Origin of the sequence: Amycolatopsis sp. WQ 127309, from assembly GCF_023023025.1 — a bacterium.
In the GTDB taxonomy this organism is placed as follows: Bacteria; Actinomycetota; Actinomycetes; order Mycobacteriales; family Pseudonocardiaceae; genus Amycolatopsis.
In genome coordinates, this window is the sequence record NZ_CP095481.1 from 6,408,184 (window position 1) to 6,431,121 (window position 22,938).

23 protein-coding genes are annotated in these 22,938 nt (G+C 72.3%); 14 read left to right on the forward strand and 9 right to left on the reverse strand.

The genetic code is table 11. The features are described 5' to 3' along the window. The first annotated feature begins 121 nt into the window (after positions 1 to 121). From MUY22_RS29305 to proC, 6 genes are read left to right on the forward strand one after another with little or no spacing between them, the layout of a single operon-like run. Positions 122 to 1,315 carry a copper resistance D family protein gene (locus MUY22_RS29305; protein WP_247049852.1) on the forward strand — a complete coding sequence of 398 codons (1,194 nt, stop codon included), beginning with the start codon at positions 122 to 124 and terminating at the stop codon, positions 1,313 to 1,315. Between the two features lie 29 nt (positions 1,316 to 1,344). After that, positions 1,345 to 2,178 carry a PHB depolymerase family esterase gene (locus MUY22_RS29310; RefSeq protein WP_247049854.1) on the forward strand — a complete coding sequence of 278 codons (834 nt, stop codon included), beginning with the start codon at positions 1,345 to 1,347 and terminating at the stop codon, positions 2,176 to 2,178. Beyond that, positions 2,175 to 3,581, forward strand: a complete 1,407-nt coding sequence (locus MUY22_RS29315) for a serine hydrolase (RefSeq protein ID WP_247049856.1) — start codon at positions 2,175 to 2,177, stop codon at positions 3,579 to 3,581. The genes MUY22_RS29310 and MUY22_RS29315 overlap by 4 nt, the downstream gene beginning before the upstream one ends. 19 nt (positions 3,582 to 3,600) lie before the next feature. Further along, a complete protein-coding gene (locus MUY22_RS29320; protein ID WP_247049858.1) occupies positions 3,601 to 4,545 on the forward strand; it encodes a threonine/serine dehydratase in 945 nt (314 codons plus the stop codon). Beyond that, positions 4,542 to 5,537 carry a proline racemase family protein gene (locus tag MUY22_RS29325; protein ID WP_247049860.1) on the forward strand — a complete coding sequence of 332 codons (996 nt, stop codon included), beginning with the start codon at positions 4,542 to 4,544 and terminating at the stop codon, positions 5,535 to 5,537. Before MUY22_RS29320 ends, MUY22_RS29325 begins: the two co-directional genes overlap by 4 nt. Further along, complete coding sequence (gene proC, locus MUY22_RS29330; RefSeq protein ID WP_247049862.1) at positions 5,534 to 6,325, forward strand: pyrroline-5-carboxylate reductase; 792 nt, start codon at positions 5,534 to 5,536, stop codon at positions 6,323 to 6,325. Before MUY22_RS29325 ends, proC begins: the two co-directional genes overlap by 4 nt. Positions 6,326 to 6,794: 469 nt before the next feature. On the opposite strand, the gene MUY22_RS29335 is transcribed toward proC, so the two are convergent. The 6 genes from MUY22_RS29335 to MUY22_RS29360 are packed head-to-tail and all read right to left on the reverse strand — an operon-like array spanning position 6,795 to position 13,527. After that, entirely contained in the window at positions 6,795 to 7,676 is an 882-nt protein-coding gene (locus tag MUY22_RS29335; protein WP_247049864.1) for a MurR/RpiR family transcriptional regulator, read from the reverse strand. Between the two features lie 23 nt (positions 7,677 to 7,699). Then, complete coding sequence (locus MUY22_RS29340) at positions 7,700 to 9,475, reverse strand: aldehyde dehydrogenase family protein (RefSeq protein ID WP_247049867.1); 1,776 nt, start codon at positions 9,473 to 9,475, stop codon at positions 7,700 to 7,702. Next, on the reverse strand, positions 9,472 to 10,545 hold the full coding sequence (locus MUY22_RS29345) for an isocitrate/isopropylmalate dehydrogenase family protein (protein ID WP_247049869.1): 1,074 nt from the start codon (positions 10,543 to 10,545) through the stop codon (positions 9,472 to 9,474). The genes MUY22_RS29340 and MUY22_RS29345 overlap by 4 nt, the downstream gene beginning before the upstream one ends. After that, positions 10,542 to 11,459 (reverse strand): GDSL-type esterase/lipase family protein, encoded by a 918-nt coding sequence (locus MUY22_RS29350; RefSeq protein ID WP_247049871.1) that lies wholly within the window; start codon positions 11,457 to 11,459, stop codon positions 10,542 to 10,544. The genes MUY22_RS29345 and MUY22_RS29350 overlap by 4 nt, the downstream gene beginning before the upstream one ends. After that, positions 11,456 to 12,646, reverse strand: coding sequence for an ornithine--oxo-acid transaminase (gene rocD / locus MUY22_RS29355; protein ID WP_247049873.1), 1,191 nt, complete (start codon positions 12,644 to 12,646; stop codon positions 11,456 to 11,458). The genes MUY22_RS29350 and rocD overlap by 4 nt, the downstream gene beginning before the upstream one ends. Next, on the reverse strand, positions 12,643 to 13,527 hold the full coding sequence (locus tag MUY22_RS29360; protein ID WP_247049874.1) for a MurR/RpiR family transcriptional regulator: 885 nt from the start codon (positions 13,525 to 13,527) through the stop codon (positions 12,643 to 12,645). The genes rocD and MUY22_RS29360 overlap by 4 nt, the downstream gene beginning before the upstream one ends. 482 nt (positions 13,528 to 14,009) lie before the next feature. On the opposite strand from MUY22_RS29360, the gene MUY22_RS29365 reads away from it, so the two are divergent. From MUY22_RS29365 to MUY22_RS29375, 3 genes are read left to right on the forward strand one after another with little or no spacing between them, the layout of a single operon-like run. Further along, a complete protein-coding gene (locus tag MUY22_RS29365) occupies positions 14,010 to 14,165 on the forward strand; it encodes a CopG family transcriptional regulator (RefSeq protein WP_247049876.1) in 156 nt (51 codons plus the stop codon). After that, positions 14,165 to 14,512, forward strand: a complete 348-nt coding sequence (locus tag MUY22_RS29370) for a VOC family protein (protein ID WP_247064191.1) — start codon at positions 14,165 to 14,167, stop codon at positions 14,510 to 14,512. The genes MUY22_RS29365 and MUY22_RS29370 overlap by 1 nt, the downstream gene beginning before the upstream one ends. Next, positions 14,509 to 15,780 carry an MFS transporter gene (locus MUY22_RS29375; protein ID WP_247049879.1) on the forward strand — a complete coding sequence of 424 codons (1,272 nt, stop codon included), beginning with the start codon at positions 14,509 to 14,511 and terminating at the stop codon, positions 15,778 to 15,780. Before MUY22_RS29370 ends, MUY22_RS29375 begins: the two co-directional genes overlap by 4 nt. A 120-nt stretch (positions 15,781 to 15,900) precedes the next feature. Here MUY22_RS29375 and MUY22_RS29380 read toward each other — a convergent pair whose 3' ends face one another. Continuing rightward, positions 15,901 to 16,305, reverse strand: coding sequence for an Lsr2 family protein (locus MUY22_RS29380; RefSeq protein WP_247049881.1), 405 nt, complete (start codon positions 16,303 to 16,305; stop codon positions 15,901 to 15,903). A gap of 204 nt (positions 16,306 to 16,509) precedes the next feature. Then, on the reverse strand, positions 16,510 to 17,232 hold the full coding sequence (locus tag MUY22_RS29385) for a GntR family transcriptional regulator (RefSeq protein ID WP_247049883.1): 723 nt from the start codon (positions 17,230 to 17,232) through the stop codon (positions 16,510 to 16,512). 122 nt (positions 17,233 to 17,354) lie between these two features. Between MUY22_RS29385 and MUY22_RS29390 the strand changes: the two genes are divergently transcribed. The 4 genes from MUY22_RS29390 (at position 17,355) to MUY22_RS29405 (ending at position 21,639) form a co-directional block, all read left to right on the forward strand. Then, on the forward strand, positions 17,355 to 18,635 hold the full coding sequence (locus MUY22_RS29390; protein ID WP_247049885.1) for an MFS transporter: 1,281 nt from the start codon (positions 17,355 to 17,357) through the stop codon (positions 18,633 to 18,635). Between the two features lie 367 nt (positions 18,636 to 19,002). After that, positions 19,003 to 19,947 carry a phosphoglycerate dehydrogenase gene (locus tag MUY22_RS29395; protein ID WP_247049887.1) on the forward strand — a complete coding sequence of 315 codons (945 nt, stop codon included), beginning with the start codon at positions 19,003 to 19,005 and terminating at the stop codon, positions 19,945 to 19,947. Beyond that, a complete protein-coding gene (locus MUY22_RS29400; RefSeq protein WP_371827498.1) occupies positions 19,944 to 21,320 on the forward strand; it encodes an acyclic terpene utilization AtuA family protein in 1,377 nt (458 codons plus the stop codon). The genes MUY22_RS29395 and MUY22_RS29400 overlap by 4 nt, the downstream gene beginning before the upstream one ends. Beyond that, positions 21,313 to 21,639, forward strand: a complete 327-nt coding sequence (locus MUY22_RS29405) for a DUF4387 domain-containing protein (protein ID WP_247049889.1) — start codon at positions 21,313 to 21,315, stop codon at positions 21,637 to 21,639. The genes MUY22_RS29400 and MUY22_RS29405 overlap by 8 nt, the downstream gene beginning before the upstream one ends. A 4-nt stretch (positions 21,640 to 21,643) precedes the next feature. Here the strand turns inward: MUY22_RS29405 and MUY22_RS29410 are convergent, their stop codons facing one another. Then, positions 21,644 to 21,805, reverse strand: coding sequence for a hypothetical protein (locus MUY22_RS29410; protein ID WP_247049890.1), 162 nt, complete (start codon positions 21,803 to 21,805; stop codon positions 21,644 to 21,646). 155 nt (positions 21,806 to 21,960) lie between these two features. Between MUY22_RS29410 and MUY22_RS29415 the strand changes: the two genes are divergently transcribed. Then, positions 21,961 to 22,926 (forward strand): TIGR03557 family F420-dependent LLM class oxidoreductase, encoded by a 966-nt coding sequence (locus tag MUY22_RS29415; RefSeq protein WP_247049892.1) that lies wholly within the window; start codon positions 21,961 to 21,963, stop codon positions 22,924 to 22,926. Positions 22,927 to 22,938 lie beyond the last annotated feature (12 nt).

The window sequence follows — 22,938 nt, forward strand, 5'->3', positions numbered from 1 at the left end:
ACGAATGTCCGTAGTAAATACTTCACAGATGGCAGTCTCGTAGGTTAGGCTACGAAACAGCCGCGGGCCGCGCATCGACCGGCCGGGACGGCTTCGTCCTCCGCCTGTCGAGGAGATCGTCATGATGTGGTTTTCGCTCGCGCAAGCCGTGCCGGCCGCCACCGCCAACCCGGCGCCCGCGTTGTGGCGGATCGTCACGAAGATGGCCTACTTCGCGGGCCTGATCGGCACCATCGGCGCGACGATGCTCCACCTGCTCGTGCTGCGGCCGGTCCTGAACCGGCCGTCCGTCGACCCGCTGGACCGGAGTGTGCTCCGGCGCCGGACGAGCTGGTGGCTCGCCTTCGCCGGGACCTGGTACCTGGTCGCGCTGTACTTCCAGCTCGCCGGGAAAGCCGCGCGCGTCAAGGGAACCGAGATCCCGTACGGCCGGGCGCTGAAGCCGGGCTCGATCTGGACCTACGTCACCGTGCCCGGCAAGCGCGGCGAGTGGATCTCGACCGGCGCGCTGACGCTGACCCAGTACCTGCTCTGGGCGGCGTCCGCCGTCGTGCTGATGCTCCTGTGGTCACCGCGGATGCGCGCGCACCTGACCGCGATCGCGTCGGGCGGGCTCGTGCTTTCCTTCGTGGCCTACCAGGTCACCTTGCTGCCGACCGACTTCGGCAAGGAGACCCTCGACAACCTCGTCGACGGTGTGCTCGACCACACGCACGTCTTCGCCGTCTCCACGTGGGTCGGCGGGATCACCGCGCTCGTCGTGCTGGCGACCGCCCGCCGTCACCTCACCGCCCGCGCCGGCGACACCTGGGCCCAGCTGTGGACGCGGTTCAGCACCGTCGCGCTGTGCGCCGTCGGCTGCCTGCTGATCAGCGGCCTGTACCTGGCCTGGACGTTCGTCGGCCGCCCCGGCGAGCTGTTCACGACCAGCTTCGGCCGGTTCCTGCTGGTCAAGGTCTCCCTGGTGGCGTGCATGATCATCGTCGGCGGGCTCAACGAGTTCCTGCTCATGCCGCGCATCGCCCGGGCCCGCGCCGCGGGCGAAGACGGCTCGGTGTTCCGGCTGGCCCTGCGCGTGTTCCCCGGCCTGGTGGCCGCCGAAGTCGTGCTCGCCGTCGGGGTGCTCTTCGTCCTGTCGTTCCTGACCGGCTCGGCCCGCGTCGAGGCCGGTGACCCCGATCCGACGCTCAGCGGCGGCATCGTCGGGATCGGCGTCCTGCTGGCCCTGCTGCTCGCGGTTTCCTTCGTCACCACGGCGAAAGTGAGCGAACGCCTCGCGCGGTCCGCGGCACCCGTGCCCGCCGCCGAATACTGACCCCACAACGTCCAGGAGGACTGCTCTCCATGTCCGAACTCGCCTCCGAGCGCGCCCACTTCGTCGGCGGCACCCCGTTCTTCGCCTCGCAGCACGACCAGCGCCTGTTCTACGCGCTGTACGTGCCGAAGGACCACACGCCGGACGCCGAACCGCTGCCGCTCGTGGTCATCCAGCACGGCACCGGGCGGTCCGCCGAGCTCTACCGCGACCTGTGGAAGCAGTTCGCGATCGACCACCGCTGCGTGATCCTCACCCCGCTGTTCCCGGCCGGGCTGATGGAACCGGGGGAACTGCACAGCTACAAGTTCCTGGAGTACCGCGGCGTCCGCTTCGACGAGGAGCTGCTGCACATCGTCGACGAGGTCGGCGCCCGGTTCAACACGCGCACGGAACGCTTCTACCTCCACGGTTTCTCCGGCGGCGGGCAGTTCGCGCACCGGTTCTTCTACGCTCACCCGGACCGGCTCGCCGGCGTCTCGATCGGCGCGCCCGGACGCATCACCCAGCTCGACGACACGCTGCCGTGGTGGCTCGGCACCGGTGGGTTCGAGGAGCGCTTCGGCATCCGGATCGACCTCGACGCCCTGCGTGCGGTGCCGGTGCAGCTGGTCGTCGGCTCCGCGGACGTCGAGACCTGGGAGATCAACAACCCCGGCGGCCCGAACTGGATGGACGGCGTCGCCGACACCGGCAGCACCCGGGTCGAGCGGCTGCAGACCCTGCGCGACAACTTCGTCTCGCAGGGGATCGCGGTGCGCTGGGACGTCGTCCCCGGCGTCGGGCACAAGGGCAGCGAGGTGATCCCGGTGGTGCAGGACTTCGTCGGCGGGCTGCTGAGCACGGTCGAGAGCACCCGATGAGCGCCGTCGAGTCCTTTTTGGACGAACTCGCCACGCGCGGGATGCGCGTGCACTCGCTGCTCGTGCACCAGGGCGGCGCTACGACGCTCGACCTGTGGCAGTGGCCGCACGAACCGGAGCTGAAGCACAAGCTGCACTCGGCCACCAAGAGCTTCACCGCCACCGCTGTCGGGTTCGCCGAGGCGGAAGGGCTGCTTGACCTCGAAGACCCGGTGGCGGACTTCTTCGAGCTGCGGGAGCCGGGGGAGAACCTGAGCCGGATGCGCGTGCGGGACCTGCTGACCATGCGCACCGGGCACGCACGCGGCCTCTCCGGCGCGACGACCCGGCTGCGCAAGACCGGCTGGGCCGGTGAGTTTCTCGAAGAGCCGGTCGTCGAACGCCCGGGCCGCACCTTCCGCTACAGCAGCACGACGAGCCACGTCCTGTCGGCCATCGTGCAGAAGGTCGCGGGCGAGCCCGTCGACGAGTACCTGCGGCCCCGCCTGTTCGAGCCGCTCGGCATCACCGACCACGACTGGGAACGCGACCCGGACGGCGTGTCCAGCGGCGGCAACGGCTTGTCGCTGCGGCCGCGGGACCTCCTGTCGTTCGGCGTGCTGTACCTGCAGGACGGTGTCTGGCAGGGCGAGCGCGTCCTGCCGGCGGGCTGGGTGCGCAAGGCGTCGGCGACGCACGTGCCGCGCGCGGTCAGCGGCGAGTGGAACGGCCAGGAGCTGCTGCCCGCCGGGCCGGACGCCGTCGCGAACTCCGGGTACGGCTACCAGTTCTGGACGTCCGCGGACGGCAGCTACGCCGCGTCGGGCCTGTTCGGCCAGGAGTGCATGGTCTTCCCGGACCAGGACGCCGTCGTCGTGATCACCGGCGCGATGCCGGATCCGTCGTACCACGATCTGCCGCGCATGCTGCGCGAAGCGTTCCGTCGGGCGTTCGCGGAACCGGCCGTAAACGTCGACCGCCGGGTCGAGCAGGCCCGCGAACCCGAGCCGCTCGCCTCGCCGGGGGAGCGGCCCGCTTTCGTGCGCACGTACGACTTCGAGCCCAACGACCAGGGCGTCCGCTCGGTGTCGGTCGAGGCGACGGCGGATGCCGTGCGGCTGCGGATCGAGGACGACCGGGGCACGCACACCCTCGACCACGGGCTGGAGAAGTGGGTCCGGCAGCGCACCGGCGTCAGCGTCGGGCGGCTGCACCACTCGTACCAGGACGACGCGGCGCCGATCCTGGCCGGCGCGACGTGGACCGGCGACGTGCTGGACCTGACCTGGCACTTCCTGGAGGGGCCGTTCATCGACCGGCTCACGCTGCGATTCGAGGGCGACGCCGTCGTCCTCGAGCACCGGGTGAACGTCAACTCCGGGCCGACGGTCCTCCCGCCGGCCCGCGGCACGGCCCGCGCCTGACCTCGTCCGAAGGAGGACCATGACCGCACCGGTGCTGGACACCGACCTCGACCGCGCGTGGGAGGCGGTGACCCGCCACCTCGCGCCGACGCCGCTCATCCCGTTCCACCACGCGGGGCTCGACGTGCCCGTGTACCTGAAGTACGAAGGCGCGCAACCCGTCGGGTCGTTCAAGATCCGCGGCGCGATCGCCGCGCTGACGGCGTACGCGGGCCAGCCGGTCGTCACGGCGTCGGTCGGCAACCACGCCCAGGGGATCGCCTACGCCGCGGGGCTGCTCTCGGTCGACGCGACCGTGGTCGTGCCCACGAGCGCGGCCCGCGTCAAGATCGAGGCCCTGCGCCGATATCCGATCACCCTCGTCCTCGAGGGCGACGACTTCGACGGCGCCGAGCGGCACGCGCTCGACCTCGCCACCGCGGGCGGGCAGTACGTCTCGGCGTATAACGACCTGCACGTCATCGCCGGGCAGAGCACGCTGCTGACCGAGGTCGCGGCGGACCTGGCCGAGGACTTCACGGTCGTCGTCCCGGCCGGGGGCGGCGGCCTGCTGTCGGGAGTGGCGCTGGCCGCGCGTCGCGCGTCGCAGGACGTCCGCGTGATCGGCGTCGAAGCCGCCGCCTGCCGGGCCTTGTCGACGGCTGTTTCCACTGGTCACGTGGTGTCCGTGCCGATGGGGGAGACCATCGCGGACGGGCTCGACGGCAACCTCGAACCGACGTCCGCCACGCCTGGCATCGTCCGGGACTGCGGAGTGGCGATGGTCTCGGTGCCCGAGGAGACCATCCGGCGGTCGGTGCGGGAACTCGTCGCGACGGCCGGGCTGGTAGCCGAGGGCGCGTCGGCGACCACGCTGGCCGCGCTGCGCGAAGGTCTCGTCCCCGCCGACAGGCCGATCGTGCTGGTCGTCTCCGGGCGGAACATCGGTCTCGACCTGCTCGCGACCATCCTGGGAGAGCCATGATCACGACAACCGACTACCACACCGCCGGCGAGCCGTTCCGGATCGTGACGTCCGGAGTACCGGAGATCCCGGGGACGACGGTGCTCGAACGGCGCGCGGCCGCCCAGTCGTCGCCCGAGATCGACGCCGTCCGGCAGCTGCTGGTGCGCGAACCGCGTGGGCACGCCGACATGTACGGCTGCTTCCTCGTGCCGCCCGACGACGACGGCGCCGAGTTCGGCGTCCTGTTCTGGCACAAGGACGGCTACTCGACGGCGTGCGGCCACGGCACCATCGCGCTCGGTGCGTGGGCGGTCCGCACCGGCCGGGTTTCCGCGGCCCCGGACGGCGTCACCGACGTCGTCATGGACGTCCCGTCCGGCCGGGTGACGGCGGCGGTGTCCTGTGTGGACGGTGTGGTGCAGCGGGTGTCGTTCCGGAACGTGGATGCCTACGTGATGGGCCGGGACGTCGAGGTGCCGACGAAGCGTGGCCCGGTGCGCGTCGACGTCAGCTACGGCGGCGCCATCTACGCGTCGGTCCCGGCGGCGGCGCTGGGGCTGCGCGTGGTTCCGGAGCACTACGCCGAGCTGGTCGCCGCCGGTCGTGAGATCAAGTGGGCCCTGGACGCGACCGCGTGGGCCACCCACGCCGGCGACAGCCGCCTGAGCGGCGTCTACGCGACGATGATCTACGACGACTTCGGGGACACGCCCGCGGGTCCGCACCAGCGCAACATCACGGTGTTCGCCGACGGTCAGGCCGACCGTTCGTCTTGTGGTTCCGGCACTTCCGCGCGGCTCGCGCTGCTGGCCGCCGACGGCCGGCTGCCCGCCGGCGCCGTCCTGACCCACGACTCGATCATCGGGACGACGTTCACCGGGCGCGTCGTCTCGACCGCCGTTTCGGGTGCGGTGGCCACCGAAATCGAGGGCACGGCGTACCAGACCGGCGAATGCTCCTTCGGCCTCGATCCGGCCGACGACCTGGGAACGGGGTTCGTACTGCGATGACCACGACCATTGTGGGCGGCGGCAACATGGGCGAAGCGCTCCTGGCCGGCCTGCTCGCCGGCGGCGCCACTGCCGAGATCACCGTCGTCGAGCCGGCTCCGGCGCGAGCGGAGTACCTGCGTTCGCGCTACGACGTCACGGTGACTTCGCTGGCCGAGGCCGTGCCGAAGGCGGAGACGTTGCTGATCACGGTGAAGCCGTACCACTTCACCGCGCTCCTTGACGAGCTGGCTTCGCTGGTGACGCCGGGGCAGCTGATCGTGTCGGCGGTGGGCGGGACGCCGACGTCGAGCATCGAGGCGCGGCTGCCGGGCGAGCCGGTGGTGGTGCGGAGCATGCCGAACCTGCCGGTGTCGGTGGGCGCGGGCACGATCGCGATCAGCGCCGGCCGGTACGCCGGTGCTGCCGACCTCGACCGCGTGAAGACGCTGCTGGCGCCGCTGGGCCGGGTCGTCGCGGTGCAGGAGAGCCAGCTGGACACCGTGACGGCGCTATCGGGTGGCGGCCCGGCGTACTTCGCCCTGCTGGCCGAGGCGATGATCGACGCCGGAGTCCTCGCGGGCCTCCCAAGGCCGTTGTCGGCGGAGCTGGTCCTCGCAACGGCGGCGGGATCGGGCCGCATGCTGGGCGAGCCGGACGCCGACCCGGCCCAGCTACGCGCGGCGGTCTGCAGCCCGGGCGGCACGACGATCACGGCGATCCAGGAACTGGAGAGCAGCGCCTTCCGAGCAGCGGTGATGGCCGCAGTGGTCGCGGCCCGAGACCGCTCACTGGAGATGGGCCGCTGACCCGTCGCTGTGCCGGACTTCGGGCCACCCGGACCTTGCCTGCGCGCGGCGGTCGTGAGGGTCCGGCAGTGCCGAAGTCCGTGAATGCCACATCGAGGGACATAGTGTCCGTGAATGTGGCATTCACGGACTTCGGGCTGTCCGGTGCGGCGAGGCGGGAAGCCAGATCTTGGCGGAGCCGCGGCAGCTCCGGCCGCGGGAGCCATGAGCGAGGTGGGCCAGCCGCCGCGACCCCCGCCGCCCCAGCTTCAGCAGCTGCCGCTGCGGCGAGGTGGCTCCGATGAGGCGGTGGCCTCGGGTGAGGTCGCCGTCGGCCCCGGCGGGGTGGGCGTGCCGGACTTCGGGGCGGCCGGGACCTGCCTGCGCGTGGGGAGCGTGAGGGGCCGCCGCTCAAGTCCGTGAATGGCACATTGAGGGACATAGTGTCCGTGAATGTGGCATTCACGGACTTTCCAGGGGCGGCGGAGCGTCAGGGGCGGCGGGGGCGGGGGGCGCCCGGGACCAGGCGTTCCCGCAGGGACGCCAGCAGTTCTGTGTTCGCCGAGACTGAGCTGGGGTCTTTTTTGGCGATCGCCAGCAGCAGGCAGTCCAAGACCAGCGTCGTGCTCAGGCCCTCCTGCGTGAGGCCGCTCGGCGAGCGTGTTGCCGTGAGCGTGACGTCGACCTGACTGTCCAAAGTGGCGCCCAGTGAGTCCGTGAGCAGCAGGACGCCCGCTCCGGAGGACCGCGCGTGGCGGACCAGCGTCGTCATGTCCGGTAGCAGGCGCTCCGGTGCGTTCAGCACCACGACGTCGCCCGCCTCGATGGTGAGGAGTTCGTCGGCGAGGCGGAAGCCCGTCGCCGATGTGCTGCGGGCCCGCCGGCCCAGACGCTGCAGGCGGGTCGCGAGGTAGCGCACCGGCAGCTCCGAGACGCCCAGGCCGTAGCCGAGCACCGTGTTCGCGCCCGCCAGCAGCTCGACCGCCGCCGTGAAGGCCGGTTCGGACAGCAGCCTGCGGGTTTCGGTGAGGCGGTCGACGGACTCGGCGAGCAGCTCGTCCAGCAGGGACGTCGTGTCGTCGCCGGCCTGCTCGACGCGCTTGCGCAGCCGGGCGGCCGGGGTGTCGGAGACGACGTCCCGGCCCACCGCGCGCTTCAGCTCGGGCAGGCCCGAGTAGCCGAGGGCCTTGACCGTGCGGATGACGGTCGCGTCGCTGGTCCCGCTCAGCGCGCCCAGCTCGCCCGCCGTGGACAGCACGATCATCCCCGGGTGCTTCCACAGGTACTCGGCGACGCGCCGCTCGGCGGCCGAGAGGTCCCCGATCCGCCGGCCGATCCGGTCGGCCAGCGGCTCACTTCCGTCGTCGCTCACGGAGCGCAGCCTACCCAGCTTCGTCAGCGGGACTCGGCGTCGACGCGGGTCGTGACGCCGGTTTCGACGATCGTGCGGGTCGCCTCCACCGAGGCGTAGGTCCACAGGATCCGCATCGGCTCGGTCGCCGACGCGTTGCGGAACCGGTGCGGCGTGCCCGCGTCGACGTACGTCGTGTCCCAGCGCGACAGCCGGTGCTCGACGCCGTCGATCTCGGCGATCGCCTCGCCGTCGAGGATCACGACGCTCTCCGGGCAGTTGTGCGTGTGCAGCGGGATGCCCGCGCCGCCCTCGAACGCCGTGGTGCCGTTCAGGAACACCCGCGCGCCGATCGCCCGGGTCACCAGCGGCACGGTGCTCGCGCCGCCGCCGCGGTTGTGCGCCGGCAACGCAGCAGGCCGCAGCACGGAGGCTGGAAACCCGGCCGGTGGTGCGGCCGGGCCGGTCCACACGGTCTTGGTGTTGACGAACTCCTGGATGCCCTCCGCGCCCAGCTCCCGGCCGTACCCGGACTTCTTGATCCCGCCGAACGGCAGCCGCGCGTCGGAGGCGACCAGGCCGTTGACGAACACCGCGCCCGCGTCCAGCTCCCGGACGAGGTGGGCGGCACGGCCGAGGTCGCGGGTCCACAGCGCCGCGCCGAGCCCGAACTCCGTCCGGTTGGCGAGCGCGATCGCCTCGGTGACGTCGGTGACGCGGGTGATCGCCGCGACCGGCCCGAACGTCTCCTCGTCGAAGGCCGCCATCCCCGGCGTGACGTGGTCGAGCACCGTCGGCGGGTAGAAGAACCCCGGTCCGTCGACGACTTCCCCGCCCAGCAGCAGCTTCGCCCCGGCGGCCACACTGCGTTCGACCTGGTCGTGCAGCGTCGCGCGCAGGTTCTCGCGGGCCAGCGGGCCGAGGTCGGTGCCCGGCGAGCCGGGGTGTCCGATCCGCAACGCGGCGACCGCGGTGGTGAACGCCTCGACGAACTCGTCGGCCACGGCGTCTTCGACGATGAACCGCTTGGCGTTGACGCAGCTCTGGCCGCCGTTGACGAACCGCGCCCGCACGGCCGTCGCCGCGGCGGCCGGCACGTCGGCGTCGGCCAGCACCACGAACGGGTCGGACCCGCCGAGTTCGAGCACCTGCTTCTTCAGCGCCGCGCCGGCCTGCGCGGCGATGATCGTGCCGACCTGGGTGGACCCGGTGAACGTGACCGCGGCGATCCGGTCGTCGGCGATGAGCCCGGCCACCGCGTCCGCCTCCACCAGCAGTGTGGCGCACAGCCCGGCCGGCGCACCGGCGTCGCGGAGCACCTCCGCGATGGCCAACGCGCACTGCGGGACGGTGCCCGCGTGCTTGAGGATCGTTCCGTTGCCCGCGGCCAGCGCGGGCGCGGCGAAGCGGAAGAACTGCCAGAACGGGTAGTTCCACGGCATCACGGCCAGCACTACGCCGAGCGGGTCGTAGACGACCTTGCTCTCGCTGGCGTTCGACACGACCGGCCGGTCGGCGAGGTACGCCGGCGCGTGCTCGGCGTAGTGCTCGCACGTCACCGCGCACTTCTCGATCTCGGCTTCGGCCTCGGCGAGCGGCTTGCCCATCTCCGCGGTGATCAGCCGGGCGTACTTTTCTTTGCCCGCACGCAGCACGCGGGCCAGCTCACGCAGCAGACCGACCCGCTCGGTGACGTCGAGGGTGCGCCAGCGGGCCTGGGCACCGGCGGCCGCGTCGAGCGCGGCGTCGACCTCGGCGGGGGAGTGCGGGGTGAACCGGGCCAGCTCGACGCCGCTCGCCGGATCGACGGACAGGATCATCGGACTCCAGTCTTGTTCAGGGTGCGGACGACGGCTTCGGCGAACGCGGCGGTGCCGAGTGCGCCGCCGAGGTCGCGGGTGCGGGTGGCGGGGTCGTCGAGCACGGCGTCGACGGCGGCGACGATCAGCTCGGCCGCCTTGACCAGGCCGGGATCGCCGTCGCGGCGGCCGCGCCAGTCGAGCAGCATCGCGGCGGAGAGGACGAGCGACGTCGGGTTGGCGACGCCGAGCCCGGCGATGTCGGGCGCGGACCCGTGCTGGGCCTGGCCGACGCACAGGTCGTGACCCGCGTTGACCGACCCGGCCAGGCCGAGGCCGCCGGACAGCTCGGACGCCTCGTCGGACAGGATGTCGCCGAACATGTTGGTGGTGACCACGACGTCAAACCGGTCCGGCGTGCGGATCAGCAATGCGGCGGCGGCGTCGACGATCAGCTCGTCCAGCTCGACGTCGGGATACCGCTCGGCGACCGCCCGGACCTCGCGCAGGAACAGGCCGTCGGACAGCTTGAGCACGTTGGCCTTGTGCACCGCGGTCACCTTGTGCCGCCGCCCGCGCGCCAGCTCGAACGCGGCCACGGCCACCCGCTCGGACGCCTGCGCACTGACCTTGCGGACCGCCAGCGCGAGATCGGGGCCGGGCATGAACTCGCCGTTGCCCGCGTGCATGTTGCGGTCCGCGTAGAAGCCTTCGGTGTTCTCCCGCACGATCACCAGGTCCATCGGGGAGCGCAGCAGGCTCAGCCCGGCGCGCGAGCGGCACGGCCGGATGTTGGCGAACAGCTCGAACACCGTGCGCAGCTCGGCCGACGGGTTGATGCCGCCGTCCACGCGCGGCGGGTACTCGTAGTGCGACACCGGGCCGAGCAGCACGCCGTCGACCTGCGGGATCCGGGTCAGCACTTCGGCGGGCAGCGTGGTGCCGGCCGCGGCCAGCGACGCGAGGCCGATGTCGTGGGTCTCGAAGGCCAGGTCGAGGCCGAGCAGGGCGTCGGCGGCGGTGAGGACGTCGAGGGTGGCGGCGGTGATCTCGGGGCCGATGCCGTCACCCGGCAGGACGAGGATTCTCATGAGGGCCTTCCGGTCAGAAGTGCCGCCAGGTGCGGCCGCAGCCGCTCGGCGAGCAGGCGGTAGCCGTCGGCACCCGGGTGCAGGCCGTCGACGAGCAGGTGGGCGTCGTCCGGGCCGAAGACGGACGGGCCGTCCAGCACGGGCAGGCCGTGCGCGGCGGCCGCGACCTCGGCCCGGACGTCCGCGAGGGTCAGCCCGAGCGCGTTGCGCTGGTCCTCGCGGTCCGGGGCGTGCAGGGGCGTGGTCAGCAGGATCGGGGTGTCCGGGTGGCCGTCCCGGATCGTGCGCACGAACCCCTCCAGCGCGGGCCCGAGCGAACGCGGGGAAAACGTTGCGGCGCCGTGGATGTTGACGCCGACACAGAGACTGATCACGTCGGCTCCGGTGTCGCGGATGTAGCGCGCCACGGCCGGGTCGAGGTGGCATTCCCCGGCGAACCCCAGGCAGCGCAACGACCACCCGAGTTTCGTCGCCACCAGCGCGGGCCACGTCTCGGACGGCCCGGCGGCCCGCCGGCACTGGGTGATGGAACTGCCGTAGGCCAGCCACTTCGGCCCTTCCGGCACCGGCGTCAGCTCCCCGTTCACGCGGAACTCGCCGAGCCGGACGTGACTCGACTGCGGCAGCCAGATCCGCACCTGCTTGCGGCCCTCGGGAAGGTCGTCGACGCGGACCTCGCGCGACCGGCGCACCAGCTTGCCGTCGACCACGACGTCCCAGTCGCCTTCGCCGACGACGTCCCACGAGAAGCCGGTGGCGTCGGTTTCGAACTCCAGGCGGACCCCGGCGGGCATGCGGGCGACGGTGTCCAGGCGCGGGTGCAGCGGCCCCGACGGCAGCCGGCGCGGCACGAGCCAGCCGTCTTCGGTGCCGATTTCCGCGTGCCCACGCAGGAAATCCCGGTACTCGGTCACGCGCGCAGCTCGTCGGCCAGGTGGGCGACGGCCTGACGCAGGTCCGCCTCCTCGATCACCAGCGGGGGTGCGAGCCGGATCGTCGAACCGTGGGCGTCCTTCGCGAGCACGCCCCGGCGGAGCAGGCCTTCGCAGACGTCGCGCCCGCTGCGCCCGACGACGTCGACCCCGGCCCAGAGGCCGAGCGTGCGCACCTCGCGGACCGCTGGGAGGTCTTTGAGCAGCTCGGCGAAGATCGTGCCCAGTTCCGCGGCCCGGCGTTGCGGCTCGCCGGTCGCGAGCTTGCGGACCACGGCCGTGCCGACGGCGCAGGCCAGCGGGTTGCCGCCGAAGGTGCTGCCGTGCTGGCCGGGCCGCAGGACGCCGAGGACGTCCCGGCGCGACACCACCGCGGACAGCGGGACCAGGCCGCCGCCGAGCGCCTTGCCCAGCAGGTAGACGTCCGGGACGACGTCGAAGTGCTCGCACGCGAAGGTGCGTCCGGTGCGGCCGAGCCCGGACTGGATCTCGTCGGCGATCAGCAGGACGTCGTGCGTGGTGCAGGCTGCGCGGACGTCGGCGAGGTAGCCGTCCGGCGGCAGCACGACGCCCGCTTCCCCTTGCACGGGCTCGATCAGCACGGCGACCGTGTCTTCCGTGAGGGCGGCGCGCAAGGCTTCGGCGTCGCCGAACGGGACGGTGTCGAAGCCCGGCGTGAACGGGCCGAAGTCCGCGGTGGCGTCCGGATCGTCGGAGAAGCTCACGATCGTGGTGGTGCGGCCGTGGAAGTTGCCGCCCGCCACCACGATCCGCGCACGGCCCGCCGGCACGCCTTTGACCGTGTAGCCCCATTTCCGGGCGACCTTGATCGCCGTCTCCACGGCCTCGGCGCCGGTGTTCATCGGCAGCACGAGGTCCATCCCGGCCAGCTCCGCGAGTTCGGTGCCGAACGTGGCGAGCCGGTCGTGGTGGAACGCGCGGCTGGTCAGCGTCAGCCGGTCGAGCTGCTCGTGGGCCACGGACAGCAGTTCCTCGTCGCCGTGGCCGAAGTTCAGCGCGCTGTACCCGGCGAGCAGGTCGAGGTAGCGCCGGCCGTCGATGTCGGTGACCCAGGCGCCGCGACCTTCGGTCAGCACGACGGGCAGCGGGTGGTAGTTGTGCGCGGTGCTCGCTTCGACGCGGCCGATCTCGTCGGTCGTCGCGCTCATGGGCTCTCTTTCCGGTGCGGGGGCTGGGTTGTACGGCGGCGGCCGCCAGTCTGGCTGAGCTCCGACCGCAGCCCGGTCAGCAGCTCGGCGCGTTCGGTGGCGCGGGTTTCGTCCTTCGCGCGCACGCCGAGCACGAGGGCGTCGGTGAGCACCTGGGACGGCAGGCCTTCGCCGGTGGCGCCGGTCGGGGTGTGCGCGGCGGCCAGGGTGACGTGCACGCGGTCGGCGAACACGGGACCCAGGGAGTCGGAGATCAGCACCGCCCGGGCGCCGACCGCGGCGGCGTGGTCGAGCACGACGTCGATCTCCGCGAGCAGCCGGCTGGGGGAGTAGAGGACGACGACGTCGCCGCGTGCGAGTTCCAGCAGGTCGTCGGCCAGCCGGAAGCCGGTGGCCCCGGTCGCGCGGGCCCGCCGGCCGAGGCGCCGCAGCCGCAGCGCGAGGTAGGCGGCCACGGTCTCCGACGGCCCGATGCCGAAGGCGAGCACCTCCCGGGCCCCGGCGAGCACGTCGACGGCCGTGTCGAACGTCGACGCGCTGGTGAGCCGCAGGGTGTCGGCGAGCCGCCGGGTGGCTTCGGCGAAGACGTGGGTCAGCAGGGATCCTTCGGGCCCGGGCGGGGGTGCCGGGCTGGTGGCCCGGACGACCTGCCGGGTCAGGCTGTGCCGCAGCTCCAGCAGGCCCGTGTAGCCCAGCGACCGCGCGGTCCGCACGACGGTGGCGTCGCTGGTCCCGGTGGCGGCCGCGATCTGCCCGGCGGTGGCGAAGATCGCGTCCGGGCCGTGGTTCCGCAGGTACTCGGCGACTTTCCGCTCGGCGGCGGGCAGCAGCGCCAGCCGCCCGGTGATGCGGTCCTGGAGCGACAGCTCTGTAGTGTCCATATCAGCCGACGGCTCCCTTGTAGGAATGACTACATCGTAGCGTATCCCTCAAGTTGCGCAAGAGTTGTAGTCTTCACTACAAGACGGGTCATCCCCACATCGACCGCAGCGGGTGCACCGTCACGGGGTGGACGTCGACCGGCCGGCCGGCCGCGGCGAGGGTGATGCCCCCGGCGTTGGGCAGGAAGCAGCGGGAGCAGGAGAACCCGCGGCCGCCACGTTTCGCCGTACAACGGCTGGGTGTTCGCCGGCGGCACCTCGGGGTGGTCGGTCTGGATCACGTGGTCGACGTTGACGTGCCCCCAGTCGCCGGGATCACGCCGCGGGAGCCGGCCGGATCAGGGTGCCCAGGGCGTCGCGGGGAGATCAAGGATTGTGCAAAGCGAAGCGCTGCCCCGGAATCGGGCGCGAGTCCATTGTGGAACGTCCGTACGTCGAGGCGATGCCCATAAGCGGGCATGAAGGCATGCTAGCATGCGGGCATGACTCAAGCCGTCAAACGGCAGTTCAGCGTCTACCTGCCGCCCGAGCTCATCAGGCGGGTCAAACACGCGTCCGTCGACGCGGACGAGTCGCTCTCGGCGTTCGTCGAGCACGCGCTCGAGGAGTACCTGCGACGCGGTGAGGAGCGATCGTGATGCGCGTGCTGCCGATCCGCTACAGCGCGGACGTCGAAGCCCTGACGCGGTTCTACCGGGCCCTCGGCCTGGAGAGCGGGCCGGCGTCGCGTCCCGGCGGCTGGATCGAGCTGCCCGCCGACGGCGGCACGCTGGCCCTGCACCGCGCGGCCGCCGAGGACGCCGGCCGGTGCGAGCTGGCGTTCGAGGCCGACGAGCCGCTGGAGGACGTCGCGGATCGCTTGCGGGCGGCCGGGTTCGAGCCCGGCCCGGTGACCGACGAAGGCTTCGGCTTCTCGCTGCGCGTCCGGGATCCCGACGGCGTGTGGGTGCAGATCAACCGGTACGACCGAGAGCTGTACACGTGAGAGGTGCCCCGCCGGTGCTCGCCGCCGGGATCGTCGCGCTCGAGTTCGCGGCCGCCGTGACCGGGTTCGTCGCGTCCACGCTGCTGCCCGTCGTCGCCGACGACCTGGACGCGCGGGGCCGGCTCGGGCTCCTCATCGCCGGTTCGACACTGGGGTTGTTCGTCGCGCTCCCGCTGGCGAGCCGGGTACTGGGCCGGCTGGGGCCGCGGCGCACCCTGGCCGCCGGCATGCTCGCCTACCTCGGCGGGCTCGCACTGGCCGCGTCCGCTCAGGCGGCGTGGGTGTTCGCGCTGGGGCAGTTCACCAGCGGCCTGGCCGGCGGCCTGCTGGCGGTGTTCGGGATCAGCTCGGCGATCCGGCACCTCGACGAACGGCTGCGCATCCGGGTGGTCGCGGCGTCGTCGGCGATGTGGATCGTGCCCGCCCTGGCCGGTCCGGCCGCGACGCTGGGCCTGGAACACCTCGTCGGGTGGCGCTGGACCCTGCTGGTGCCGGTGCCGTTCGTCCTCTTCGGACGGCTGCTGGTCGTGCGCGCCGTCCGCGACGACCCGCCCGTCGAGGCCGCGCCGCGTCCGCTGGGCCGGACGCTGTCGGTGCCGCTGGGCGCGGCGTGCGTCGTGCTGAGCGCGGGGTGGTGGCCGCTCGCGATCGCCGGCGCGGTGCTCACGGTGGCGGGGACGGTCGCGATCCTGCCCGCGGGAACCGCGCGCCTGCGGCGGGGGACACCCGCCGCGCTCGGGGCGATGGTGCTGTTCGCGGCCGGTTACTTCGGCGCGGACAGCCTGATCACCGTGCTGCTGACGAGCGGGTTCCGGATGAGCCTCGGGCAGGCGGCGGTCGTGCTGAGCGCCGCCCCGCTGGGGTGGGCGGTGACGAGCCTCCTGGTCACGCGGTGCACGTCGGCGTTTCCGGTCGCCGGCCTGAGCCTGACCGCGCTCGGCACGGCCGTACCGGCGGTCGAGCTGGCCACCGGCGGCTCGTTCGGCGTCGTCCTGGGCGCGTGGACCGTGGCCGGGATCGGCGTCGGGCTCGCGTACCCCAGCCTGTACATCCGGGCGACGACCGCGGGTTCGAGCGGATTCACGGCCACGGAGCTGGCGACCGCGGTCATCACGGCCGAATGCGTCGGCCAGCTCCTGGGCCGTGCGGCCGGCGGCACCTTGAGCTCGGCCGGCACCACCGGCGGGCTGGTCGCCTCCTACGTGCTGTTCGCGCTCGCCCTGATCGCGGCCGCGGGTGCCGCGAGCCGGACATCGACCGCCGGGTAGTCATCATTCCGGCGCGGTATCGGTGAATCCGGGCGGCGCCGACCGGACCGATTTCCCGCTCGAAACGGCGTCGATTACGCGGAATGGCCCATGGCCGCGCCGCTGAACGGCTGTCATGCCTTACTTCTTCACGGCGGCGACCTTCTTGCGCGGCGTGCGCTTGCGGGCCGCGACGGGCTCGGCGGCCTGTCGCTGCGCCTCGTCGTAGGCGGTGACGATCTCGGAGGAGAGGCGGCCGCGCTCGGAGACCTCGTAGCCGCTTTCCCCGGCCCAGGCGCGGATCGCGCGTGAACGCTCGCGGTCCGCGCTGCTCGCCGTCGACTGCCCGGTGGCAACGCGCACCTTCCGGCCGCCGGTCTTGCGGCTCGCGGCGATGAACCGCGCGAGTTCCCCGCGCAGGGCGGTGGCGTTGTCGTCGGAGAGGTCGATCTCGTAGCTGACGCCGTCGAGGCCGAAGGGAATGGTGTGGGTGGCGGGGCTGCCGTCGAGGTCGTCCAGCATCTCGACGAGGACCTTTTGCGCCATGGGAATTCTCCAACCGGTTGACTGTGTGTCCGTGGTGACCAGGAGCACGATATGCGGGATCCACTGTGGATCATACATACTCACCGGTATTATCGCAATTTCCCGAAAACGCGAACAAGTATCGTGAAAATGTCACAGGGCCGGCGGACGGCGTTTATGGCCGGCGCGGGCGCCGCTGTTGACGGCCGCGTTCGTTCCGCCTGATCAGCCGGGCCGCTCGGGTGAGCGGAGCAGGTCGTCGAGGCCGCCGCGGGCGTCCGCCATGACGAGCTCCTCCGCGGTGGCCGCGTCGCCGGCGCGCAGGGCGCGGACCAGCGCGCGGTGGCCGGAGTAGCGGTCGAGCCCGAACCGGTCGTCGGCCAGCACGTGCTCGATCAGGCGGCTGCGCCGCTCGGCGCGGGAGAACACCCGGCTCTGCTCCAGCAGCCGCACGAGCACCGGGTTGCCGGCGCACGCGCTCACCTCGTCGTTGAACCGCTGGAAGACGTCGAGCAGGGTGTGGACGTAGTTCTCGACGCGCTGCCCGTCGGCGTGCCGCTGGCGCATGACGATCACCAGGTCGTCGGCGGTGTCGAGGAGCGCGTCGAGCCGGACCAGGTGACCCTTCGTCGCGTGCCGGGCCGCGAAGCGCGCGACCAGCCCGCGCAGGGCGACCTCCACCTCGGCCAGGTCCCGGATCGCGGCGTCCCCGATCATCGCGACGACCACCGTCCGCGGCCCGGCGCGCTCGATGAGGCCGTCCTGCTCCAGGCGCCGGATCGCTTCGCGGACCGGGGTGGGGCTGACGGCGAAGCGTTCGGCCAGGCCCCGTTCGGTGACCTTCTCGCCCGGGCGCAGGTCGCCCGCGGCGATGGCGTCCTGAACCGCGCGGTAGGTGCGGTCGGCGAGCGTCTCCGCCACCGGGGCGGCCGGTGACTGCTGATTCATGTCCTTACCTTAACCGAGCCATGGCATCCCGTTATGCCACCGTTGACAGTTTTGCTATAGCATCTCTAGGGTGACGACAGCGCCGACGCGACGAAGCGGCCGCGGCCCCCGGAGGACTTGCGATGACCACAGTGGACACCCCGAGGGGGCGGAAGAGCGGGCGGCGCATCACGTTCTACGTCGCGCTGGCCGTCTTCGCCCAGGAATCGACGTGGAACTTCTACGACGCGCAGGTGCCACCGCTGTTGCGCGAGCACGTCGGCAGCGCCGCCGTCATCGGGCTGCTGATGGGCATGGACAACGTGCTGGGCCTGTTCATCCAGCCCTGGATCGGCAACCGGTCGGACAACACCCGCACCCGCTGGGGCCGGCGGATCCCGTACCTGGCCGCCGGCATGCCGATCGCCGCCGTCCTGTTCGCCACGATCCCGCTCGCGTCGTCGCTGCCGGCGCTGATCGCGCTGATGTTCGCCTACGCGCTGGTGGCGAACAGCTTCAAGCCGCTGGGGGAGGCGCTGCTGCCCGACTTCATCCGCCCGGAGCGCCGCAGCCGGGCCAACGCGGCGGTGAAGATCGCGTCCAGCCTCACCATCATCGTCTCGGCGCTGATCAGCACGTTCCTCGTCGACTCGCACCCCAAGCTGGCCTTCTCGGTGCCTTCGGTCCTGATGCTCGTGTCCGCCGCGGTGCTGGTGTGGCGGGTCCGGGACAGCACCTCGCGCGCCTACCGGGAAGCCGTGGCGGAGGACCGGGAACCGGCGCGGGAGGACACGCCCAAACCGCGCATGCGCGACATCCTGCGGGACATCGCCGGTGACACCGACCGCACCCGGCTGCTGGTGATCCTGGCGATCCTGTTGTTCGGCGCCGCGTGGGCGGCGTCCCGGTCGCTGATCACCAACTACGGCATCGAGGCGCTCGGCCTGTCCCGCGGCAGCGCCGGCGGGCTCACGCTGCCCAGCGGGGTGGCGTTCCTGCTCGCGGCGTACCCGCTGGCCCTGCTGTCGGAGCGGATCGGCCGGGTCCGGGTGATGGCCATGGGCGCGACGGTCTTCGTGGTGTCCCTGACGATCGGCACGCTCCTGCACACGCCCACGGCGACGATCGTCGCCCTGTGCGTGGCCGCCATCGGCGCGGCCGGCTTCGTGATCAACGGCGCGGTGGTGCTGTGGAACCTGGCGCCGTCCAGCCGGGTCCTGGGCACGTACACCGCGCTGTACACGGTGGGCTGGGCCACGGGCGGCTTCCTGGGCCCCGCGGCGGTGGGCGGCATGGTCGACGTGACCGGCTGGCGCCTCATGCCGATCGACGCCGCATTGCTCGCGGTGTTCGCCCTGGCGGCGGTGGTCCGCATAGAACTCCTGCGGCGCCGGTCTTCGAGCGAGACGGGGGTGGTGTTGTGAGCAGGGCTCTGGTCACCGCCGGCTACACCCGCCCCAGCGGTGAGGCCGAGGTGGCGTCGGCCGGTGCGGGTCGCGAGGTCGGCTTCGGCCGGGGTGCTTCGGGCTGCGGCTCGCGGTGCCGGTCGTCTTGCGCTTCGCGGCGCCGCGGTGCCGGTCCACCAACGAGAGGCGGCCGCGTTGTGAGCACGGTTCTGGTCACCACCGGCTACACCGGCCCCGGCGGTGAGGCTGCGGTGGCGTTGTCCGGTGTGGGTCGCGAGGTCGGTTTCGGCCGTGGCGCGGGTACTTCGGCCGCGGCTCGCGGTACCAGCCGTTCTGCGCTTCGCGGCCCCGCGGTGCCGGTCCACCAACGAGAGGCGGCGGCGTTGTGAGCACGATCCTGGTCACCACCGACTACACCCGCCCCGGCGACGAGGCCGACACCATCCTCACCGCCGCCGGGCACGAAATCCGCTACCGCACGGGAGCGCGTGGCGACGAACTCGCTGCCGCCCTGGGCGATGCGGTCGGCGCCATCGTCTCGACCGACCCGTTGACGGCGGACGTCCTCGAACGTGCACCACTGCTGCGGGCCGTCGTCCGCTCGGGTGTCGGGTACGACTCGGTCGACGTCGATGCCGCCGTCCGGCTCGGCATCCGGGTCAGCAACCTGCCGGGGGTCAACAGCAACGCCGTCGCCGAGTACACGCTCGCCCTGCTGCTGGCCGGCGCCCGGCGGCTGGTCGAGTCGGCCGTGGGAGTGCACGAAGGCGGGTGGCCCAGGCAGAGCGGCCACGAGCTGCGCGGCGCCACACTCGGGCTCGTCGGGCACGGACCGGCCGCCCGGGCCGTCGTCCCGCTCGCGCGGGCGTTCGGGATGCGGATCCGGTGCGCTACCGCGTACCCGGACGGCGGTGCGCCCGGCGTCGAGTTCGTCGAGCTGCCGGAGTTGTTGCGCGAAGCGGACTACGTGTCGCTGCACACCGCGCTGACCGCGCGGACCCGGCACCTCGTCGACGCCGCCGCGCTGGCGCTGATGAAACCCACGGCGATCCTCGTCAACACCGCGCGCGGGGCACTCGTCGACGAAGCCGCCTTGGCCGAGGCCGTCACCTCGGGGCGGCTCGCCGGTGCCGCCCTCGACGTCGCCCAGTCGGAACCGCTGCCGCCGGACAGTCCGCTGCGCGGGGTGGCCGGCATCACCGTGTACTCGCACCTCGCCGGCCAGACCGCCGAAGCCCGGCGTGCCACCGCCATCGCGGCGGCGCACGAACTGCTCGCGTCCCTGCGCGGCGAACCCCGTATCCCCGTAACAGCTAGGAGAGATCAGTGAACGACACGGCAGTGGGCGTCCTCGTGCCCACGGGCATGATCGGCGCGGGGTTCGCCCCGGAAACGGTCGAACGCGGCCTCGCGCTCGGCGCCGACGTCATCGCCGTCGACGGCGGCTCGACCGACTCCGGGCCCCACTACCTCGGGTCCGGCACCCCGAAGACGTCCACCGCCGCGGTCGCCCGCGACATGCGCCTGCTGCTGCGCGCGGCGGCGAAGGCCCGCATCCCGCTCATCGTCGGGTCCTGCGGCACCAGCGGGGCGGACAGCGGCGTCGACTGGCTCGCGGACATCACCGCCGGGATCCTCGCCGAAGACCGGCTCGACCTGACCGTCGCCACCATCCACAGCGAGCAGGACCCCGCCTACCTCCGGCGCCGGCTGGCCGAGGGGGTGATCCACCCGCTGCCCCCGCTCGGGCCGCTCGACCGCACGACCCTCGACGGCTGCGTGCGGGTCGTCGGAATGATGGGCCACGAACCCATCGAAGAGGCCCTGCGCGCGGGCGCCGACGTCGTGCTGGCCGGGCGGGCCACCGACACCGCCGTCGCGGCCGCTTTCGCGCTGCTGAAAGGGCTCCCGCCCGGCCCGGTCTGGCACGCGGCCAAGATCGTCGAGTGCGGCGGCCAGTGCACGACGAACCCCCGCTCCGGCGGCGTGTTCGCGCGGATCGACCAGGGCGGCTTCACGATCGAGCCGCTCGACCCCACGGCGTCGTGCACGCCGACGTCGGTCGCCGCGCACATGCTCTACGAGACCGCGAACCCGTTCCGGATGCGGGAGCCGGCCGGCACCCTCGACGTCTCACGCGCGACCTACCGCGAGGTCGACCACCGGATCGTGCGCGTGGAGGGCTCGGTGTTCGAACCCGCCGCGCAGCACACGATCAAGCTCGAAGGCGCCCGGCTCACCGGCTACGAAACCATGTCCTTCACGGCCATCCGCGACCCGGACATCCTGGCCGGCATCGAGGACTGGGCCGCGCTGCTGAAGAAGGTGCTCACCGAGCGCGTGCACCAGACGCTCGCGCTGGGGGAGGAGGACTACGAGTTCGACGTCCGGCTCTACGGCCACAACGCGATCCTCGAAGACCTGGACCCCGCGACCACCCCGGCCCGCGAGGTCGGCGTCATGCTGCTGGTGCACGCCGCCGACCAGGCCACCGCGACCGCCGTCGCCAAGATCGCCAACCCGCTGATGCTGCACCTGCCGACGGCGGACATGCCGTACCTGCCGAGCCTCGCGTTCCCGACCTCGCCGGCCGAGACCGAGCGCGGGCCGGTGTACGAGTTCGCGCTCAACCACGTCGTCGACTCCGAGACCCCGACCACGATGTTCCGCACCACGATCCGGAAGGCCCGCGTCGATGCCTGACACCTCGCCTGACACCCTGCAAGACCTCGCGACCGAGGTGCGTTCGAAGAACGCGGGCCCGTTCTGGGTCACCATGGAGGTGTTCCTGCGCGACGACGCGGGTTACCTCGTCGCCGCCGATGAGGGGTTCCTGAACGAGACCGTGATCGCGCGGCTGTACGGCGTCCCGGCCGCCGGGGTGCAGATCTTCCGCATCCCGGCGCTCAACGTCGTCAAGATCTCCTTCCCCCGCCCGGTTCCCCAGGGCAGCCTGCGCGACCGCGACATCCACGCCGGGCAGCACCACGTGCCGTTGGCGCTGCTGGCGCTGCCCGCATGAGGAGTCAGCTCCGGTTGCCGACGGCCTTCCGCCGCACGAAACCGATCACCCCGGTCGCGACGAACAGGATCGCGCCCACGATGATCAGCCAGAACAGGCCCTTGATGGCGATCCCGAGCACCACCAGCACGGCCCAGACGACCAGCAGGCCGACGATAAGTCCCATGACGCGTTCCTCTCGATCGATGTGTCGCGTGGGTACCCCGCAGCCCGGCGATCCACTCGGCGGAAGCATCACCGTCCGATCGCGCCGGGGCGACGTGAGTCACCGGTGTGGGGGACGCTCGTGTGCGGGCCCGGCCGCCGGGGTAACCGGCCGGCATGACGACCATCGGCTACTTCCTGTCCTGCGAGCAGTACGGCCCTCGCGAGCTCGTCGCCCAGGCCCGGGCGGCCGAGCGCGCCGGCTTCGAGCGGCTGTGGATCTCGGACCACTTCCACCCCTGGAACGACGCGCAGGGCCAGAGCCCGTTCGTCTGGTCGGTGATCGGTGCCCTGTCGGAGGCCGTCTCCCTGCCGATCACGACGGCGGTGACGTGCCCGACCGTCCGGCTGCACCCGGCCGTGATCGCGCAGGCCGCGGCGACCGCCGCCGTCCAGCTGGACGGCCGGTTCGTGCTGGGCGTGGGCTCGGGGGAGGCGCTCAACGAGCACATCCTCGGTGACCCCTGGCCCTCGGCCGGGCAGCGGCTGGCGATGCTGGAGGAGGCCGTCGAGGTCATCCGCCTGCTGCACGCGGCGGGCGCGCGCGGCGAGTCGGTCAGCCACCACGGTGAGCACTACGACGTGGTGGACGCCCGGATCTACACCGTGCCGGCCGAGCCGGTGCCGATCTACGTGTCCGGGTTCGGGCCGCAGGCCACCGAGCTGGCCGGGCGCATCGGCGACGGCTACTGCACGGTCGTGCCGGACGCCGACCTCGTCCGCGCGTTCCGCGAGTCCGGTGGCGGCGGCAAGCCGGTGCAGGCCGGGATGAAGGTCTGCTGGGACGCCGACACCGAGGCCGCGCTCGATCAGGCGCACCGGCTGTGGCCCAACGACGTCCTGCCCGGCCAGCTCGCCCAGATCCTGCCGCGCCCCGAGGACTTCGAAGCCGCGACGTCGTTCGTCCCGCGCGCGGACGTCGCGGAGGCGATCGTGTGCGGCGACGACCCGAAGGCCCACGCCGAGCGGGTGCGCCAGTACGTCGACGCCGGGGTGGACGAGATCTACGTCCAGCAGGTCGGCGCCGACCACGACGGCTTCTTCCGGGGCTGGCAGGAGTACGTCCTGCCGGAGTTCCGCTGAGGAATGGGCGCG